The organism is Pseudomonas sp. S8, assembly GCF_050473925.1.
Taxonomy (GTDB): Bacteria; Pseudomonadota; Gammaproteobacteria; order Pseudomonadales; family Pseudomonadaceae; genus Aquipseudomonas; species Aquipseudomonas parakoreensis.
On the sequence record NZ_JBFDVZ010000016.1, the window covers coordinates 4,460,636 to 4,479,492 of the forward strand.

The window sequence follows — 18,857 nt, forward strand, 5'->3', positions numbered from 1 at the left end:
AGTCTGTGAAACAGAACTCCCTGAATGGATGGTTCAAGAGCGGCGCCCCGGGCGTCTGGATCAGCGGTGGCGCGGTGTCCATCGCGGTCATCATGACCATTGGCCTGCTGGCGGTGATTGCCGTGCGCGGTCTGGGTCACTTCTGGCCGGCGGACCTGATCCACGCCAGCTACGACGTACCGGGCCAGGCCAATCACCTGGTCATCGGCGAAGTGGTACAGAAAGAAGAAGTACCGCGCGCACGCCTGAAAAGCGCCGGCCTGCCGGTGCCTGATCAGGGCCCGGAATTCATGACCCGCGAGCTGATCAAGGTCGGCAACCGCGACCTGAACGGCAACGATTTCACCTGGGTGGTCGGCGAGTGGCTGACCAAGCAGACCACGCCGCCGGAACTGATGGCGATCGAGCGTCGCGAGTGGGGCAACTTCTACGGCTACTTGGTCAACGTCAAACAGGACGGCAAGGTCATCGCCGAAGGTGAAGCGGCGTGGCCTGAGCTGCAAGCGCGGATCAACCGGGTGAACGGCCTGGCTGCACAGCTCAAATCGCTGGAAAAGACTGACATCGGTGCGATCAACGCAGGGCTGGAACGCATCCGTCTGCACGGGCGCAAGCTGGAACTGGACGGCAAGCTCGACGCCACCGCGCAAGCGGACATGGACGCCGAGCGTGCCGAGCTGAACGCGCGTTATCAGGATGTCGAAGCACGCCTGAGCGATCTGCATGCGCAGTTCAACCGCGACGCGTTGACCGCCCGCGATGCAAACGGCAAAGAGATCGAAATCAGCCTGGGCAAAGTGGTTCACGCTTACCAGCCGAACGCCATGGGCACGATGACCAAGATCGGTTTCTACTTCGGCAAGGTCTGGGAGTTCCTCTCGGATGACCCGCGTGAAGCGAACACCGAAGGCGGGATCTTCCCGGCGATCTTCGGCACCGTGATGATGACCCTGATCATGGCGATGATTGTCACCCCGTTCGGCGTGCTGGCGGCGGTGTACCTGCGTGAATACGCCAAGCAGAACACCCTGACCCGAGTGATCCGCATCGCGGTGAACAATCTCGCCGGTGTGCCGGCGATCGTCTACGGCGTGTTCGGTCTGGGCTTCTTCGTCTACGTGCTGGGTGGTTCGGTCGACCGTCTATTCTTCCCTGAAGCGCTGCCAGCGCCGACGTTCGGCACACCGGGTCTGCTCTGGGCTTCGTTGACCCTGGCGCTGCTGGCGGTGCCGGTGGTGATCGTGGCGACCGAGGAAGGTCTGGCGCGTATCCCGCGCACCGTCCGTGAAGGCTCGCTGGCACTGGGCGCGACCAAGGCCGAGACGCTGTGGAAGATCGTCCTGCCAATGGCCAGCCCGGCCATGATGACCGGCATGATCCTCGCCGTGGCTCGCGCCGCTGGTGAAGTGGCGCCGCTGATGCTGGTGGGTGTAGTGAAACTGGCACCGTCGCTGCCGGTGGACGGCAACTACCCGTACCTGCACCTGGACCAGAAGATCATGCACTTGGGCTTCCACATCTATGACGTCGGCTTCCAGAGCCCGAACGTCGAAGCGGCACGGCCGCTGGTGTACGCCACGGCGTTGCTGCTGGTGCTGGTGATCGCCACGTTGAACCTGTCGGCGGTGTGGATTCGTAACCACCTGCGCGAAAAATACAAAGCACTGGATAGTTAACACAAACCCTGTGGGAGCTGGCTTGCCAGCGATGCAGACGACTCGGTCTGCCAGTAACACCGCGGTGATGCCATCGCTGGCAAGCCAGCTCCCACAGGAATCGCGACAGACACAGAATTTGAGTAACCCGCTGGCGTTGTCCGGCGGTACAACGAACCGAATTTGTTAGCACAGGGAGCCTCCCATGCAGCACGAAACACATACCCACGGCATCAACATGTCGGCCCTGGGTCGCGACAAGCAGAGCCTGAGCCTCGAGCAGGAAACGGTGGCCATCGAAGTCCCGGGCCTGAGCCTGTTCTACGGTGAGAAGCAGGCGCTGTTCGACGTCAGCATGAACATCCCGAAACAGCGCGTGACCGCGTTCATCGGCCCGTCCGGCTGCGGCAAGTCCACGCTGCTGCGCACCTTCAATCGTATGAACGACCTGGTTGACGGCTGTCGTGTCGAAGGTGCGATCAACCTGTACGGCAACAACATCTACCGCAAGGGTGAAGACGTCGCCGAACTACGTCGGCGCGTCGGCATGGTGTTCCAGAAGCCCAACCCGTTCCCCAAGACCATTTACGAAAACGTGGTCTACGGCCTGCGTATCCAGGGCATCAACAAGAAGCGCATTCTCGACGAAGCCGTCGAGTGGGCGTTGAAAGGTGCTGCACTGTGGGATGAGGTCAAAGACCGTCTGCATGACTCGGCACTCGGCCTGTCCGGTGGTCAGCAGCAGCGTCTGGTGATTGCCCGCACCATCGCGGTTGAGCCGGAAGTGTTGCTGCTCGACGAGCCCTGCTCGGCCCTCGACCCGATCTCGACCCTGAAAGTCGAAGAGCTGATCTACGAGCTGAAGTCCAAGTTCACCATCGTCATCGTGACCCACAACATGCAGCAGGCCGCGCGGGTTTCCGACTACACGGCGTTCATGTACATGGGCAAACTGGTGGAATTCGGCGACACCGACACCCTGTTCACCAATCCGGCGAAGAAGCAGACCGAAGACTACATCACCGGTCGTTATGGCTGACAGTTGCGGTTATTCACAGAATTGACGCTGCGGCCCACCGCACCTTACCGGACGCTCCAAGGACGCCAACATGATTAGTAAAGAAGGCCTTACCCACCACATCTCCGCGCAGTTCAACGCCGAGCTTGAGGAAGTGCGCAGCCACCTCCTGGCCATGGGCGGGCTGGTCGAGAAGCAGGTCAACGACGCGGTCACCGCGCTGATCGAGGCCGATTCCGGTCTGGCCCAGCAGGTGCGCGAGATCGACGACCAGATCAATCAGATGGAACGCAACATCGACGAAGAATGCCTGCGCATTCTCGCCCGTCGTCAGCCGGCGGCGTCCGACCTGCGTCTGATCATCAGCATCTCCAAGTCGGTGATCGATCTGGAGCGCATCGGCGACGAAGCGACCAAGATCGCCCGCCGCGCCATCCAGCTGTGCGAAGAAGGCGAAGCGCCGCGCGGTTATGTCGAAGTGCGTCATATCGGCGACCAGGTGCGCAACATGGTGCGCGATGCGCTGGACGCGTTTGCCCGCTTCGACGCCGATCTGGCGCTGTCGGTGGCGCAATACGACAAGGTCATCGACCGTGAATACAAGACCGCGCTGCGTGAGCTGGCCACCTACATGATGGAAGACCCACGCTCTATTTCGCGGGTTCTGAGCATCATCTGGGTGCTGCGTTCGCTGGAGCGTATCGGCGACCACGCGCGCAACATCTCGGAGTTGGTGATCTACCTGGTACGCGGCACCGATGTGCGGCACTTGGGCCTCAAACGCATGAAAGAAGAAGTTCAAGGCACAAGCGGCGAAACCGCTAATGTTCCGGGCGATGCTGACGATAAGTAAGATTGCCTGAGAAAAGCGCCCGGCCCTTTGGCCGGGCGTTTTTGTTTATGGCGCTTGAACAGAAAATCGAATTGAAAAGCAGCACCCGCGAACGAAAAGTCCCGGCGTGACTGAAGATTGTTGGCAATGTGCCATCAGCAAAGCGGTATGCTTGCCGGGATTTTTATAGGGGTGTTGGATGAGCAAGATCAGTGTGTTGGTCGTGGACGATGCTTCGTTCATTCGCGACCTGGTGAAAAAGTGCCTGCGTAATTACTTCCCGGGGATCCGCACCGAGGATGCCATCAACGGCAAAAAGGCTCAGGCCATGTTGGCCAAGGAAGCATTCGACCTGGTGCTGTGCGACTGGGAAATGCCGGAAATGTCCGGTCTTGAACTGCTGACCTGGTGCCGCGAGCAGGACAATCTCAAGACCATGCCATTCATCATGGTCACCAGCCGTGGTGATAAAGAGAACGTGGTGCAGGCGATTCAGGCCGGCGTTTCCGGCTACGTCAGCAAGCCGTTCACCAACGAGCAACTGCTGACCAAGGTCAAGCAGGCGCTGAACAAGGTCGGCAAGCTCGACACCCTGATGAACAGCGCACCGACCAAGATGAATTCGGCATTCGGCAACGATTCCCTGAGCGCGTTGACCGGTGGCAAGCCTGCGGTGGTCGGTGCTGCGCCGGCCGCTGCTGCGGCCAATCCGTTCGCCAAGCCTGCCGCTGCGGCGGCACCTGCTGCGGCGCCGTCCCGCGGCTTGCTCAACAGCCCGCCAGTCCAGGCTCCGGCCGCCTCCAAAGCAACGGCCGGCGGTCGTGGCCAGGGCCAGTTGCGCCTGCCCGGCGGCACCCAGCAATGCGTGATCAAGGCCCTGAGTATCAAGGAAGCGCTGTTGGTGGTGAAACGCACCGAGGCCCTGCCGCAGATTCTCGACAGCGCCGTGCTCGATCTGGAGCAGGGCGACAACGCCGAAATCGCCCGCCTCAACGGCTACCTGCACGCCATCGTTGCCCACGAACAGAAAGCCGACAGCGACTGGCTGCAACTGACGTTCCGTTTCGTCGACCAGGATGCGCAGAAGCTCGACTACATCTCCCGCCTGATCGCCCGCGGTACGGCGCAGAAGCACTTCGTTCCGGGCGCGTAAGCGGCGTCTGTGAAAAGATCGCAGCCTGCGGCAGCTCCTACATTGGAATGCATTTCCCTGTAGGAGCTGCCGCAGGCTGCGATCTTTTGCTTTATGCGCTGGGCAACTTGAAACATCTGTCGACTAGCCTGGTCTGTCTCAGCTGCTAGGCTCTTTTCCAGGCCTTCCTTCGACAGATTTCTGCCCATGCTCGCGCGCCTGCTGTTTCTCTGTGGTCTTTTCCTGGCCTCCACCTCGACTGTGGCCATGACCATCTACAAATCCACCGATGCCAACGGTGTCGTCTCGTACAGCGACCGACCGAGCAAAGGCTCGCAGGTGTTCGTGTTTCAGGACCGTATGGTCGAACATCTGGAGCGCCAGGTGTACCTCGACATCAAGAAGCAGAAGGGCGCCGACGTGGTGTTCGTGCGCAACGATCTGTATGCGCCGGTCGAGATTGCGCTGGCGTTTACCGGGATGAGCAACGTGCGTGGCGTGCCGGCCCAGACCATCCGCCGAGTGCTGCCTGCGCGCAGTAATACCCGGTTGGCGCTGCTCACAGCGATTACCCAGGGTCAGCCGCTGGTGTATTCACCGCAATTTCAGTATTCGCTGGGTGACCCTGCAGGCGCCGCGCAGAGCTATCGCTATCCGTTGCCGTGGCGGGGCGGGCCGTTCCGTCTGAGTCAGGGCGCCAACGGCCAGTACAGCCATTACGGGCCGAAGAACCGGTATGCGATGGACATCGCCATGCCGGTCGGCACGCCGATCATTGCCGCACGGGCCGGGGTGGTGGTGAAAACCGAAAACTCGCAGAGCGGGCGCGGCAATGATGCGTCCGGCAATTTTGTCCGGGTGCTGCATGACGACGGCACGATGGGTGTGTACCTGCATCTCAAGCAAGGTTCGGTGAGCGTACGCGAGGGGCAGCGGGTGACGGTTGGCAGCCCGCTGGCACTGTCGGGCAATACCGGCAACAGCAGCGGCCCGCACCTGCACTTTGTGGTGCAGCGCAATACCGGGCAGGGGCTGGTGTCGATTCCGTATCAGTTCAACCAGCCGCTGGGGGCGTTGCCCAACTTTGCGTTGGGCAAACAGTAAAACCGTTAGGGGGCCGCTGTGGAGGGGCTTCTGTGGTGAGGGGATTTATCCCCGATGGACGGCGCAGCCGTCCCAAAATCATTGAAGGCATTGAGTCAGGAGTTACGCGATTGCAGATTACAGGGCCGCTCCGCGACCCATCGGGGATAAATCCCCTCACCACAGAAGCGTCCCCCAAAACACCCATCAATCCAGCATCAACACCTTGGCCAGCACAATCTTCGGCCCTTTCATCTTCTTGATGATGATCCGCAGGCCTTCGACTTCCAGCACCTCTTCCTCTTCCGGGACGCGCTTGAGGGTCTCGTAGACCAGCCCGGCGAGGGTTTCCGCTTCGATGTGATCCAGGTCGATACCGAGCAGGCGTTCAACCTTGAACAGCGGCGTATCACCACGCACCAGCAGCTTGCCCGGCTGATACGCGAGGATCCCGCGCTCGGCCTTGCGGTGTTCGTCCTGGATGTCGCCGACCAGCACTTCCAGCACGTCTTCCATGGTCAGGTAGCCGATGATGTTGCCGTCGGCTTCTTCCACCACGGCGAAGTGCGAGCCGCCCTTGCGGAACTGCTCCAGCAGCTGCGACAGCGGCATGTGCCGCGACACGCGCTCCAGCGGGCGGGTCAGCTCGGCCAGGTTGAACGACTCCGGAATATGGTCCAGCGCCGCCAGTTCCAGCAGCAGGTCCTTGATGTGCAGCAGGCCGACGAACTCCTGGCGCTCGCTGTCGTACACCGGATACCGGCTGAACTTGTGGCGACGGAACATCGCGAGGATTTCTTTCAGCGGCGCGTTGAATTCGAGAGTGATCAGGTCTTCGCGGGAGTTGGCCCAGTCGACCACTTCCAGTTCGCCCATCTCCACTGCCGAGGCCAGCACGCGCATGCCTTGGTCGCTCGGGTCCTGACCACGGCTGGAGTGCAGGATCAGTTTCAGTTCTTCGCGGCTGTAATGGTGTTCGTGGTGCGGGCCGGGTTCGCCTTGGCCGGCGATGCGCAGAATCGCGTTGGCGCTGGCGTTGAGCAGGTAGATCGCCGGGTACATCGCCCAGTAGAACAGGTACAGCGGCACTGCCGTCCACAGCGACAGCAGCTCGGGTTTGCGGATCGCCCATGACTTGGGCGCCAGCTCACCGACCACGATGTGCAGGTAGGAAATGATGAAGAACGCGGTAAAGAACGAAATGCCTTTGACCACTTCCGGCGACTGCACGCCGACCGCGCTCAGCAGTGGTTCGAGCAGGTGCGCGAACGCCGGTTCACCGACCCAGCCCAGGCCGAGGGAGGCGAGGGTGATACCGAGCTGACAGGCCGAGAGGTACGCATCCAGCTGACTGTGAACGGTGCGCAGGATGTGCCCGCGCCAGCCGTTCTTGTCGGCGATGGCCTCGACCCGGGTCGAGCGCAGTTTGACCATGGCGAATTCCGCTGCAACGAAGAAGCCGTTGAGCAACACCAGGATCAGAGCGAAAAGAATCATGCCGAAATCGGCGAAAATCGTAGCGAGGGACAAGCCAGGGGAAGGGTCCATGATGGAGTTTTGCAGGTTCCGTGTGATTCGTAAGAGAGAAAAAATCGCGCCTGAAAGGCAGACGCAAGTCAGCCAATGTAGCGGCTGACTTGGCGATTGCCTAGTGGCGCGTGCTGGCCGGTATCACTCGGCGGCGCTGATGGCCCGTGCCTGGGCCACCTGGGCCGGGGCGAAGTGGCAGGTGAACGTGCTGCCATGACCAGGCACGCTGCTGATCTCCATCCGTGCGCGGTGGCGCAGCAACACGTGTTTGACGATTGCCAGGCCCAGCCCGGTGCCGCCGGTGTTGGAGTTGCGACTGGAGTCGACACGGTAGAAGCGTTCGGTCAGGCGCGGCAGGTGCTTGCTGTCGATGCCGATCCCGGAGTCCTGCACGCTCAGGTGCGCGCCTTGCTCGTCGCCCCACCAGCGAATGCGGATGTTGCCCTCGGCCGGGGTGTACTTCACGGCGTTGAACACCAGGTTGGAGAAGGCGCTGCGCAGTTCCGCCTCGCTGCCCTTGAGCAGGATCTTGCCGTCGGCTTCGAGGGTGATTTTCTGGTTTTTCTGCCCGGACAACTGCTGGGCGTCGCTCTTGATCGATTGCAGCAGGGTGTCGATCTGCACCGGCTGATTGTCCGACGGGTAATCGGTGGCTTCCAGTTTCGCCAGCAACAGCAGGTCGTTGAGCAGCGTCTGCATGCGTCCGCCCTGTTGCTGCATCTGCTGCAGGGCGCGGCTCCAGCGCGGGTTCACTTCCTCGACATTGTCGAGCAGGGTTTCCAGGTAGCCGCAGATCACCGTCAGCGGCGTGCGCAGTTCGTGGGAGACGTTGGCGATGAAGTCTTTGCGCATCTGTTCCAGTTGATGGATGCGCGTGACATCGCGCACCAGCATCAGATGCTCGTTGTTGCCGTAACGCGTGAGGTACAGCTGAATGCGCACACGATCATTGGTCGGCGAAGGGATTTCCAGCGGTTCGGCGTAGCTGTCCTGCTCGAAGTATTCCTTGAAGCGCGGATGGCGCACCAGGTTGGTCACCGGTTGGCCGCTGTCCTGCGGGGTCTTGAGGCCGAGCAGGGTTTCGGCGGCGCGGTTCCACCATTCCAGGTTGCCGTCGCTGTCGAGCATGATCACTGCATCTTTGAGCGCGGCGGTGGACTCCTGCACCCGGTCGATCACCGCTTGCAGGCGCCCGCGTACCCGTTGGTCGCGGCGTTGCAGGTGGTAGATGCTGTCGAAGACCTCGCCCCACAGGCCATAGCCATCGGGCGGTGCTTCATCGGGTTGGTGCAGACGCAGCCATTCGTGCAGGCGCAGCAGTTGCTTGAGCGTCCAGGCCAGATACAGGCCCAGGCCTGCAGCGAGGCTCCAGCCGTAATAGCCGCTGATCAAGCCGATCACCAGGCAGGCGGTGACCAGCAACAGCATGTGGCGAATCAGGGTGCCATGCCAGTTTTGATTCACGGAAAATACGGTCCTTGTCAGCGAGTCTGGCGGTCGGATCAGGCCTTGGTGGAAAACCGGTAGCCGGTGCCGCGCACGGTTTGTACCAGATTTTCGTAGGCATCGCCGAGGGCCTTGCGCAGGCGCCGGATGTGCACGTCGACGGTGCGCTCTTCAACATAGACGTTGCCGCCCCAAACCTGATCCAGCAACTGCCCGCGCGTGTAGGCGCGTTCCTGGTGGGTCATGAAGAATTGCAGCAGACGGTATTCGGTCGGGCCCATCTCGGCCGGACGGCCGTCGATGGTCACGCGGTGGCTGATCGGGTCGAGCAGCAGGCCGCCGACTTCGATCGGCGCTTCGCCATCGGTCGGGCCGGCGCGGCGCAGCACAGCCTTGAGGCGGGCGACCAGTTCGCGTGGAGAAAACGGTTTGGTGATGTAGTCGTCGGCGCCGACTTCAAGCCCCTGGATCTTGTTGTCCTCTTCGCCCTTGGCGGTGAGCATGATGATCGGGATATCTCCGGTCAGCTCGTCACGCTTGAGGCGGCGGGCCAGTTCGATGCCGGAGGTGCCGGGCAGCATCCAGTCGAGCAGGATCAGGTCCGGTTTGCGGTCAACGATGATGGCGTGTGCCTGCTGCGAGTTCTCCGCCTCGAGGCAGTCATAGCCGGCCATTTCCAACGCAACGGCGATCATTTCGCGAATGGGCGCTTCGTCGTCGACGATCAGAATGCTCCTGCCAACCATGCCTTAATCCTCTTGTCATTTAACTGTCTTGCGCCGCATTAGATAACGGAATTATTGCAGTCGTGTGACAGTATTTTAGTCGCCCGGCGGTTGGCGTGATCCTGGGCTAAGCTCTAAGTCCGAATCCTGACAACCACAAAAGAAGGTTTCCATGACTCAAATGACTGCTTCTTTCAAAGCCCTGCTGATGGCTGCTGCCGTTGCATTACCGTCGATGGCGTTCGCCGCTGACCCGGTCATGATGAAAGACGGCATGATGACCGATCACAAAGGCATGACCGTGTACACCTTCGACAAGGACACGGGCGGTAAATCGATGTGCAACGGCGATTGCGCGAAGAACTGGCCGCCGATGATGGCGCCGGCGGGTGCCAAGGCTGAAGGCAAATTCACCCCCATCAAGCGTGATGACGGCACCATGCAGTGGGCATATGACGGCAAGCCGCTTTACACCTTCAAAATGGATGAAAAACCGGGCGACATGAAGGGGGAAGGGTTCAAGGACATGTGGCACATGCCTAAACACTGATTCCTGCAGCAACTACATCCCTGTGGGAGCGCGCCTGCTCGCGAAAGCAGTGTGTCAGTTAACACATTGGCTGACTGACACGACGCCTTCGCGAGCAGGCTCGCTTCCACAGGTTTTTGTGGATCAGCGCAACGCGTAATCCAGCACGATCCCGACAAAAATCGCCAATCCGGCCCAATGGTTGTGCAAGAACGCCTTGAAGCAACGCATGCGGTCGCGATCGCGGGTGTACCAGAACTCCCACGCATAACAGCCCGCGGCCACCAGCAGGCCGAGATGGAACCACGTCCCCAGCTCGAACTTCGACCCGGCCAGCAGCAGACAGCCCAATGACAGCGCCTGCAGGGTCAGGATGATTACCCGATCCGCATCACCAAACAGAATCGCCGTGGATTTCACGCCGATCTTCAGGTCGTCATCACGGTCAGTCATCGCGTAATAGGTGTCGTAACCCACCGTCCACAACAGATTGGCGATCCACAGCAGCCACGCGGCGGCAGGCAGTTCGCCGGTTTCGGCGGTGAACGCCATCGGCATGCCCCACGAGAACGCCGCGCCGAGCACCACTTGCGGGTAATAGGTGTAGCGCTTCATGAACGGATAGGTGAACGCCAGCGCCAGGCCGCCCAGCGACAGCCAGATGGTCGGCGCATTGGTGCACAGCACCAGCAGGAAGCTCACGCCCATCAGCAGCGCGAAGAACACCAGCGCCTCTTTCGAACTGATCTTGCCGCTGGCCAGCGGTCGTTGCGCGGTGCGTTTGACGTGGCCATCAACCTTGCGATCCGCCCAGTCGTTGATCACGCAACCCCCGGCGCGGGTCAGTACCACGCCGAGGACAAAAATCACGATATTGGCCAGCGAGGGCGAGCCCTTACCGGCAATCCATAGCGCCCATAGCGTCGGCCACAGCAGCAGGTAAATGCCGATCGGCTTGTCCATGCGCGTCAGCTGAATGAAATCCCAGGCGCGCGGGTTCAAGCGGTTCAGGGACTTGAGCAGGCTCTGGTACATCAGCTGTTCTCCGGATGGGCGCGGGCGGTGCTCCACAGCGTCGGCAGGAAAATCTCCGCCACCAGCACGCTCAGGGCGCCACGGTCGAAGCGCGAGCGGCGGCCCCACAGTTCCGGCGCGCGGCATTCTGACGGCAGCCAGTCCTGCGGGTAGTGGCAGACCTCGATGGCGCGGCGCTGGAAAGCGTGGTCGCAAAACAGCAGTTCGCCCAGCGAGCGGCTGCCCAGTTCGTCCATGTGCAAGCCGTCGCCTTGCAGGGCGGCGCGTGACGCCACGCTGCGGGCGAACACCCAGGCCTCGCCGTGACCGCGCAGATACACCTCGCGCACCCAGCCTTCGCTGCCTTCGGCCAGATCCAGCGCCGCGCATTCGTCGCTGCGCAAAGTGTCCCAGCCTTCGAACAGCGGCGTGACACTGAAGCCGTCATTCGACAGCCGCGTCAGGCGGCGGGTCAGCGAGCCTTCGTCGAACAACCAGTTCAGGGTCAACGAATCGGGAAGGGGCGTCAGTCGGCTTTGAGTCAGCCAGAGCGGGGCCGGGCAGGCATTTGAATGGTGCACAATGAGTCATTATTGGCCGCAAATGAGGCGGCGAGCTTAACATGGCGTGCTGCGAATTTGATGGATCCGGGTCGCCGTTGCGCCGAACAGGCTTGCATCTGCCCGGCACCCTCAGTACAAAACGCCCTGAGCCGGACGGCAGCGCAACCACCATCGACCGTCCGCGCCGACCAAAGCCTGAATCCTGAGGAAGTACCTGAATGAAAAAGTGGCAATGCATCGTCTGCGGCCTGATCTACAACGAAGCCGAAGGTTGGCCGGATGACGGCATCGCGCCAGGCACCCTGTGGCAGGACGTGCCGGAAGACTGGCTGTGCCCGGATTGCGGAGTGGGCAAGTCGGACTTCGAAATGATCGAAATCAACTGAGAAAAACCAAGGAGTAAGGCATGAACGCACCTGTCGTAATCGTCGGCACCGGGCTCGCGGGTTACAACCTGGCCCGGGAGTTTCGCAAACTCGATGGCGAAACCCCGCTGCTGCTGATTACCGCCGACGACGGGCGCTCTTACTCCAAACCGATGCTCTCCACCGGTTTCGGCAAGAACAAGGACGCCGATGGCCTGAGCATGGCCGAACCCGGCGCCATGGCCGAGCAATTGAAGGCCGAAGTGCGCACCCACACGCGCATCAGCGGCATCGACGCCGGCCACAAGCGTCTGTGGATCGGCGAAGAAGCGGTGTACTACCGCGACCTGATCCTCGCCTGGGGCGCGGAAACCGTGCGGGTGCCGATCGAAGGCGACGGCGCCGAACTGGTATTCCCGATCAACGATCTCGAAGACTACGCACGCTTTCGTGCCGCCGCTGCGGGCAAGCGCCGCGTGTTGCTGCTGGGAGCGGGCCTGATCGGCTGCGAATTCGCCAACGACCTGATCCTCGGCGGCTACGAGGTGCAACTGGTGGCGCCGTGCGAGCAAGTGATGCCAATGCTGCTGCACCCGGCCGCTGCGGCCGCCGTGCAGGCCGGGCTGGAAAGCCTGGGCGCGCGTTTTCACCTTGGCCCGGTGCTCACCCGCCTGCAAAAAGTCGCGGACGGGCTGGAAGCGCATCTGTCCGACGGTCAGGTGATTGCCTGCGATGTGGTGGTGTCGGCCATCGGCCTGCGTCCGCGCATCGATCTGGCGGCGGCTGCCGGGGTGCAGGTCAATCGCGGCGTTGTCGTCGACCGTTATTTGAAAACGTCCCACGCCAATATTTACGCCCTGGGCGACTGCGCCGAGGTCGATGGGCTGAATCTGTTGTACGTGATGCCCCTCATGAGCTGTGCGCGTGCGCTGGCACAAACCCTGGCCGGCAATCCGACGGCCGTGAGCTACGGCGCGATGCCGATCACGGTGAAAACCCCGGTATGCCCGTTGGTCGTTTCGCCACCGCCACGGGGCAGCGAAGGCGTCTGGACCGTCGAAGGGCAGGGCGCCGACATCAAGGCCCTGTGCCACAGCGCCGAGGGTCAGTTGCTCGGTTACGCGCTGACCGGCGCGGCAGTGATGGAAAAACTTGCTCTGAACAAACAGCTTCCGGCCCTGCTGGCGTAAATACCGGTCGTTCTGTCGGAATCACCCCGCTTTTGCCCCTACAAAGGTCGCGGGGAGACTGGCGCCGCCGGTATCCGCGTGCCATTCTCACTCCCGTCTGCCGCAGAGTAGAGCCTGCGGCGCCTTGGGCGCTGTTCCAACGAGAACAGCACGGACATAACAACAAAAAACCGTCAAAGGGGCTTCACTAATGCGTAAACCAGAACTCGCCGCTGCAATCGCTGAAAAAGCGGATCTGACCAAAGAACAGGCCAACCGCGTTCTCAACGCCGTCCTCGAAGAAATCACCGGCGCTCTGCACCGCAAGGACAGCGTCACGCTGGTGGGCTTCGGCACCTTCCTGCAACGCCACCGCGGCGCCCGCACCGGCAAGAACCCGCAAACCGGTGAACCGGTGAAAATCAAGGCCAGCAACACTGTTGCATTCAAGCCAGGCAAGTCGTTGAAAGACAGCGTCAATCCTTAAATTGCGGCGAACTCCCTGAGAAGCGGGGAGAACTGCAATAAAAAATGGGCACACCGATTGCGGTCGGGTGCCCATTTTTTGTGGCTGTAAATCGGTTTACTGACGTCGGAAACAGGCCTTGCCGTTGCCGAAATCCACGGCCAGACAGTTCGGCTCGATTGCCAGTTGCAGATCCTGAAACAGGCCGGACAAATCGCTGTTCGAGGCCGGTTTGGTTTCGCTCTTCAGCGTCACGGTGTTGTTCTGCACCTGCCAGGTGCCTTTGGCAAAGCCGTCTGCGCTGCCATATGCCACGCCTGCGTCAAACGTGCCGTCCTTGCGCAGCAGCAATTCGGCGCCCATTTCCATTGCGCCGGTCAGATAGTAATGACCGTCCAGTGGTGGGGTATCTGCGGAGGCTTGAGAGATGGGTAGCGACAGCAGTGCTGCGAAAAGCAGGGGTTTCAATTCCATGAGGTAAAGCTCCTTACCAGCTCCCGAAGGGGATGCCGAATTTTTCGATGTAGGTTTTTGAGGCATCAGAAAGAGGTCGATGTTTACCGCCGGATTTACCTTCGTAGGGGCCTTTGGGGTTGATGGTTCCTTGTACGCGGGCAATTTCGACCGACTTCAAACAGGCTCCCCCTAGCCAAACCTTTACAATGCCGCCGGGGGCCAGACCGATACCCATATTGTCACGGGATTCGGTGATCCACTCTGAGCCAAACCTGCAGTACGCTTTTTCGGGTTTGCGCATGATTTCCCGTGCAGATTCGGGAATTACGATGTACGCCTCGTAGGTTTGGGGTTCGGCCAGTGACTGCCATCGCACGTAGATCAGGCGAGGTAAATCGGCGCCGGTTACATATTTGCCTTTGCCGCTGCCGGGGTTGTCCGGCCAGCCAGCGGGGTTGCCTTTTTGATCGTCAGGCCTCTGTACTGAAGCAATGCCTGATCCTGCCCGCCGGAACACTCTTTCTTGGATATCCACCACATCGGCAGTTTCAATCCAGACCTCCATGTAGTCCGGTGCTCCAAAGCCAAGGAACCAGGGCAGTTTGTCTTTCGCTTGAGCATGAGTTTGAGTGCAAACCGCCAGCAGAAGGCCTGTAAACAGGCTTGTGAGTTTCTTGATTCCAAGGGGCGAGCTTCTCGGCGTGATCACCGGGCTGTCCTTACCAAGAGCCATAAGGAATTCCAAATTTTTCCACGTAGGCCCTGGACTCCGGCTCAAGAGGCAGCGCATAGCGGCCTTCATTTTTTCTTTGGTATGGACCCTTTTTATTCACGGTGCCTGCGATCCGGGCAATCTCGATTGCCTTGAGGCATGTTCCAGTGAGCCATACTTTGGCAATGCCGCCGGGTGCCAGCCCAATTACCAGGTTTTTACGCGATTCAGTAACCCACTCCGAGCCAAAGTTGCAGAACGCTTTTTCCGGTTTGCGCATGATTTCCCGGGCTGATTCGGGGATGACGATATAGGCTTCATAAGTCTGAGGTTCGGCCAGAGATTGCCAGCGTACGTAGACCAAGCGGGGCAGGTCGGCACCCGTTACATACTTGCCTTTTCCGCTTCCAGGGTTTTCTGGCCAACCTGCGGGGTTGCCCTTGTGCTCCACGGGATTCTGTACTGATGCAATACCCGATCCGGCACGCTGGAACACTCGCTCCCGGATATCCACCACGTCGGCTGTTTCTATCCAGACCTCCATATAGTCTGGTGCTCCAAAGCCAAGGAACCAAGGCTGCTTCTCTGCAGCATGGGAGACATCTTGTACACAGCCAGCCAAAAATGTGCCAAGCAGGAAACATATTGTTTTGCCGAGACGTCGAGTGAAGTCATTCATGGGGGTGCACCACTCGTGGGTTGCTCTTGGCCGGGCGGTTGATGAAAACGATGTTCATGTCGCTGCTGTTCAAGCCCTTGGCTGCATTCCAGTGAGCGGAAAGATGGATATAGCGCCTACGTAACAATTCCCTTTCTTTGATGGTCAGGCCTTCGACAGATGATTTTCCAAGCGCATAAGCTTCAAGCTTGGCATGAATCGGGATCAATTCCGCCGGCAAGGACAGTCTTGGCTCATTTTCGTCAATCTCCTCGAATGGGACTCCATGTCTGACCGCCAGCTCACGCATGATGCGCAGATACACCAGAGACAGCTCCCCGTGTACTGGTCGCTCAATGCTGGCCGCCGCGTAAACCCGCTTCTGGGGATCCTGCCTGTATCCGCCTTTTTCCGTTGGTTGAGTCACGGCTCTTTCCCAAAGTGCAACGTGTAAATGACTGCCCGTGGTGTCCTCTTCGATGACGCCTTTTGCATACCAGGCATAGGTTTCTTTTTCGGCAGCAGCATAGGCTGCACTGCGGGTCGCGTCCTTGTCTCGGCTGATAGTGCTGGTGAGCGGGTTGCTCAGCAGAAGTTTTTCCTTGGCTTTAGGCAAATAGCCGCCGCCCAGATCCGAGTGAGCGCCGGGCAAGACCAGATCGATGTCGCCCAGGCTGTTGAGTGCGAAGTTCTCGCGATATTCATCACGGGCAACCAGATGGACTATTTTGTTGGCGCAACCATCAGGCAGCTTCAATTCGAGGCCGGGGTTTCTACTGTTGGCGCCGGTAAAATCGAGCAGCCATGGGTTGGCGATTGCTGCAACGGTGTCAAAAAGCCCAATGAAGTTGATCTCCGTATCGACCTTGAATCGCCAGTTGAAGCCTTCAACCAAGCCGCTGGAAAGCGACTTGGCGAGTAGCCCCTCATTACCCTTAAGCACTTCATTTGCAAAGTGTCTGGCTGCTGCGGCTCCTCGGCTGAAACCGAAAATATCGAATTTGATTCGCTGAATTACCAATGCTGGGTTCCGTTCAATCAGCTGCCGTATTTGTTGCCTGATAACTGTCGGACTTTGCTCTACACGAGCGACTACGCCTGTTTCACCTCTACCTGTTGCTTGTGAGTAGAGAGAGTCGGCGTCATTGCTTTTGGTGCCGACGCCTTCTATGTAAACCGCGATCGATGCGTTTTTTGCGGACACTGGTAAAAGCTTGTAAGTGTCGTCGGTGTAAAGCTCATACAACCTCGCAATATTGCTCACATCATTCCCATAACTGTTATCCGGCGAGTTTCCATCACCGTCGTAACCGTAGGTGGCGCAGTGCTGCTGGATCTCTGCAGCCGCCTCCGCAAGATTGGCGTCCGGGGCGTAACACGCTGCGACCGTCTCGCTGTTGGCCTTGTTGTTCCCCGTGCCATCGAAAAACACCCCGATACGCAAAGTTATTCCCCCCGGCGTCTCATCCTCCAGGTCGACTTCTTCCTCCTCTTCCTCGAGCTCTGCCTCTGCACGTTCGTGTACCGCTGGCGCAACGGGTAATGCGCCATCCAGTCCAGGCAGCAGCAGAGGGGGCGCTTCACTGTCTTGCGGCTTATGGCCTGTTTCGATTTCAGTGCTGCTGAAAATGCCACCGCTATCGATCACGAGGTGATGGCCGCCAGCCTTCAGCGTGATGCTGGCGCCGGCATCCAGCACCACACTGGCGCCAGCCTTGAGCAGCACTTGCTGGCCGGCCTCGATGTCGAGAGACCTTCCGGCACGGGTGTAACTGTTGCCATTGATGGTTTCGCGGCGCTCGTTGCCCACTTCCAGTTGAAAGCTGTTGCCGATTTTTTGCGCCATGTCGCGCTGTGCGCGCACATGGATGAGCTCTTGCCCGGCACGATCCTCGATCGACAGTTCGTTGTAACCGCCATTGCGCGGCGAGCTTTCGCTGCGCAAGACAGTTCGGGTCTTGTGATCGGGTAACGAGTAGGGTGGCGCGGTAACTCTGTTGGACACACAACCGGTGATCAGTGGTTTGTCCGGGTCGCCCTCCAAAAAGGACACCACGACTTCCATGCCAACCCGCGGAATGGTCACTGCGCCAAAATGATCGCCGGCCCAACTGCTCGCTACGCGTACCCAACAACTGCTGCGCTCACTGTTGAGTTCTTTGCGTTCCCAGGGAAATTCGATCTTCACGCGACCGAACTCATCGCAATAAATCTCTTCGCCTTCGGGGCCGGTAACCCGTGCGGTCTGAGTCACCAGCGGACGGCGTGGCGGCGGCAGTGCAGGCCTGAATACCACCTCGCCAGGAATCACGCTAAAGCGATTGCGGTAGCCTTGGGTAAAACCATCGGCGGGTTCGACGTTGCCGGTGCCGGTCTCCTCAAGCACTTGCGGCTGGCGGCCTTCGTGAGTAACGCTGAGCAGCAGCCACAGATCGTTGCACTGTTTGCGCGGGTGTCCGTTCAGCTCAAACAAGTGGCCGCTACGCAGACTCGTCTGATCGCTTTCGCCGTCGCCCCGTTCGTAATCACTACGGTGGCGCTCCAGCGCTTGCCGGGCAACTTGCTTGCCGCGCCTGTCGTTTTCAATCAATAACGGATAACGGTAGTCCTCCAGTGCTGGAGTGAAGCCGGCAGTGAAGCGGGCTTCAAGCAACAGGCTCGGGCGTTTCAGGTCGTAGTCACGACGAGTGACGGTGCTGGTGCGCGTACTGTTGCGCACACTGAATCGGCTGACCACCTGATGCTCGGCCACCATGCCGGATTCCTGCAGATACGGCATCGCAGCCAACGTGGGGAGAAACACCTGGTCATCGGTGAACACCAGCAGGTGGCCATCCGCTGAATGCTGGTGATGCCAAGCGATTCCGTCCTCGGCGCACAGGCGCTGTATGAACTCAAAGTCGCTTTCCGCGTACTGAGTGCAATAGTCGCGTGGCGGATTCGAGGCGACATGAAAGGTAAAAGCATCACCTTGAATGCCATGCCTTTTGAGCACCTGCGCGATGATCTGCGGCACCGTACGCTGCTGAAAAATCCGTTGGTCATGACTGAACTGCAGATAATGCAACGCAGGCACCAGCGTCAGCTCATAGAGGGTCAGGCGTTTTCCGCTTTCACCCACCCGTACATCTTCAATGCGCCCGTGAATCCCTTCGTTGTTGAACCCGAATTGCAGAAAAGCCGGCTGACTGAGCAGGCTTTCCAGATCGATATCTGCACGTTCGCTGACCAGCTCGACCCGGAACGCGTACAGGCGGCTGATGGCTTCTTCACCATCAAATGCGAGCACCTCGAAGTCATGACGAACGCCGGGAATGTGCAGGGAGAAAGGCGCGCAGCTGCCCGTACTGAACATACGCTTGTCCTTGGCATAGTGAGTCGATGCGCGGTGTTCGATCCTCCCTGATCGCCACGCGAAAAGAATTTGCCAAGACACGCTAGCGACGCAGGAAATAAATTGATGTAAGAAGTATCTCTGACATTTGTCAGAGTATTCCGGGCGTG

The 18,857-nt window shown here is 59.8% G+C and carries 18 protein-coding genes; 9 read left to right on the forward strand and 9 right to left on the reverse strand.

Annotated elements, in window-relative coordinates:
- Positions 1 to 5 precede the first annotated feature (5 nt).
- The 5 genes from pstA (at position 6) to AB1J88_RS21200 (ending at position 5,741) form a co-directional block, all read left to right on the forward strand.
- Positions 6 to 1,676 (forward strand): phosphate ABC transporter permease PstA, encoded by a 1,671-nt coding sequence (pstA, locus tag AB1J88_RS21180; RefSeq protein WP_041071636.1) that lies wholly within the window; start codon positions 6 to 8, stop codon positions 1,674 to 1,676.
- A gap of 184 nt (positions 1,677 to 1,860) precedes the next feature.
- Positions 1,861 to 2,694 (forward strand): phosphate ABC transporter ATP-binding protein PstB, encoded by an 834-nt coding sequence (gene pstB, locus AB1J88_RS21185; protein ID WP_007962289.1) that lies wholly within the window; start codon positions 1,861 to 1,863, stop codon positions 2,692 to 2,694.
- A 70-nt stretch (positions 2,695 to 2,764) separates the two neighbouring features.
- Positions 2,765 to 3,526 carry a phosphate signaling complex protein PhoU gene (gene phoU / locus AB1J88_RS21190; RefSeq protein ID WP_007962290.1) on the forward strand — a complete coding sequence of 254 codons (762 nt, stop codon included), beginning with the start codon at positions 2,765 to 2,767 and terminating at the stop codon, positions 3,524 to 3,526.
- A 178-nt stretch (positions 3,527 to 3,704) separates the two neighbouring features.
- Positions 3,705 to 4,658, forward strand: a complete 954-nt coding sequence (locus AB1J88_RS21195) for a response regulator (protein ID WP_430291908.1) — start codon at positions 3,705 to 3,707, stop codon at positions 4,656 to 4,658.
- A gap of 186 nt (positions 4,659 to 4,844) precedes the next feature.
- Positions 4,845 to 5,741 (forward strand): peptidoglycan DD-metalloendopeptidase family protein, encoded by an 897-nt coding sequence (locus AB1J88_RS21200; RefSeq protein ID WP_041071631.1) that lies wholly within the window; start codon positions 4,845 to 4,847, stop codon positions 5,739 to 5,741.
- 186 nt (positions 5,742 to 5,927) lie between these two features.
- Here AB1J88_RS21200 and AB1J88_RS21205 read toward each other — a convergent pair whose 3' ends face one another.
- From AB1J88_RS21205 to phoB, 3 genes are all read right to left on the reverse strand, one after another.
- Positions 5,928 to 7,268, reverse strand: coding sequence for a hemolysin family protein (locus AB1J88_RS21205; protein WP_007962298.1), 1,341 nt, complete (start codon positions 7,266 to 7,268; stop codon positions 5,928 to 5,930).
- Positions 7,269 to 7,391: 123 nt separating this feature from the next.
- A complete protein-coding gene (gene phoR / locus AB1J88_RS21210) occupies positions 7,392 to 8,678 on the reverse strand; it encodes a phosphate regulon sensor histidine kinase PhoR (RefSeq protein WP_217436730.1) in 1,287 nt (428 codons plus the stop codon).
- A gap of 74 nt (positions 8,679 to 8,752) precedes the next feature.
- Complete coding sequence (gene phoB, locus AB1J88_RS21215; RefSeq protein ID WP_003229608.1) at positions 8,753 to 9,442, reverse strand: phosphate regulon transcriptional regulator PhoB; 690 nt, start codon at positions 9,440 to 9,442, stop codon at positions 8,753 to 8,755.
- Between the two features lie 151 nt (positions 9,443 to 9,593).
- Between phoB and AB1J88_RS21220 the strand changes: the two genes are divergently transcribed.
- The gene (locus tag AB1J88_RS21220; protein ID WP_041071626.1) at positions 9,594 to 9,971 is read left to right on the forward strand and encodes a COG4315 family predicted lipoprotein; all 378 of its coding nucleotides are present in this window, start codon (positions 9,594 to 9,596) and stop codon (positions 9,969 to 9,971) included.
- 123 nt (positions 9,972 to 10,094) lie between these two features.
- Here AB1J88_RS21220 and ubiA read toward each other — a convergent pair whose 3' ends face one another.
- Both ubiA and AB1J88_RS21230 read right to left on the reverse strand, forming a co-directional pair.
- The gene (ubiA, locus tag AB1J88_RS21225) at positions 10,095 to 10,985 is read right to left on the reverse strand and encodes a 4-hydroxybenzoate octaprenyltransferase (RefSeq protein ID WP_108184232.1); all 891 of its coding nucleotides are present in this window, start codon (positions 10,983 to 10,985) and stop codon (positions 10,095 to 10,097) included.
- Positions 10,985 to 11,545: a chorismate--pyruvate lyase family protein gene (locus tag AB1J88_RS21230; RefSeq protein WP_108184231.1), complete on the reverse strand. Its 561-nt coding sequence runs from the start codon at positions 11,543 to 11,545 to the stop codon at positions 10,985 to 10,987. The genes ubiA and AB1J88_RS21230 overlap by 1 nt, the downstream gene beginning before the upstream one ends.
- Positions 11,546 to 11,745: 200 nt before the next feature.
- Between AB1J88_RS21230 and AB1J88_RS21235 the strand changes: the two genes are divergently transcribed.
- The 3 genes from AB1J88_RS21235 (at position 11,746) to AB1J88_RS21245 (ending at position 13,548) form a co-directional block, all read left to right on the forward strand.
- Positions 11,746 to 11,913: a rubredoxin gene (locus tag AB1J88_RS21235; RefSeq protein WP_086792472.1), complete on the forward strand. Its 168-nt coding sequence runs from the start codon at positions 11,746 to 11,748 to the stop codon at positions 11,911 to 11,913.
- Between the two features lie 20 nt (positions 11,914 to 11,933).
- Positions 11,934 to 13,082: an NAD(P)/FAD-dependent oxidoreductase gene (locus AB1J88_RS21240; protein WP_222017569.1), complete on the forward strand. Its 1,149-nt coding sequence runs from the start codon at positions 11,934 to 11,936 to the stop codon at positions 13,080 to 13,082.
- A 190-nt stretch (positions 13,083 to 13,272) separates the two neighbouring features.
- On the forward strand, positions 13,273 to 13,548 hold the full coding sequence (locus tag AB1J88_RS21245; protein WP_003213368.1) for an HU family DNA-binding protein: 276 nt from the start codon (positions 13,273 to 13,275) through the stop codon (positions 13,546 to 13,548).
- 96 nt (positions 13,549 to 13,644) lie between these two features.
- On the opposite strand, the gene AB1J88_RS21250 is transcribed toward AB1J88_RS21245, so the two are convergent.
- From AB1J88_RS21250 to tssI, 4 genes are read right to left on the reverse strand one after another with little or no spacing between them, the layout of a single operon-like run.
- The gene (locus tag AB1J88_RS21250; RefSeq protein WP_430290000.1) at positions 13,645 to 14,001 is read right to left on the reverse strand and encodes a hypothetical protein; all 357 of its coding nucleotides are present in this window, start codon (positions 13,999 to 14,001) and stop codon (positions 13,645 to 13,647) included.
- A gap of 13 nt (positions 14,002 to 14,014) precedes the next feature.
- Positions 14,015 to 14,716 (reverse strand): DUF2931 family protein, encoded by a 702-nt coding sequence (locus AB1J88_RS21255; RefSeq protein ID WP_430291910.1) that lies wholly within the window; start codon positions 14,714 to 14,716, stop codon positions 14,015 to 14,017.
- Positions 14,703 to 15,374 carry a DUF2931 family protein gene (locus AB1J88_RS21260; protein WP_430290002.1) on the reverse strand — a complete coding sequence of 224 codons (672 nt, stop codon included), beginning with the start codon at positions 15,372 to 15,374 and terminating at the stop codon, positions 14,703 to 14,705. Before AB1J88_RS21260 ends, AB1J88_RS21255 begins: the two co-directional genes overlap by 14 nt.
- A complete protein-coding gene (gene tssI / locus AB1J88_RS21265) occupies positions 15,367 to 18,708 on the reverse strand; it encodes a type VI secretion system tip protein TssI/VgrG (protein WP_430290003.1) in 3,342 nt (1,113 codons plus the stop codon). Before tssI ends, AB1J88_RS21260 begins: the two co-directional genes overlap by 8 nt.
- Between the last annotated feature and the right edge of the window lie 149 nt (positions 18,709 to 18,857).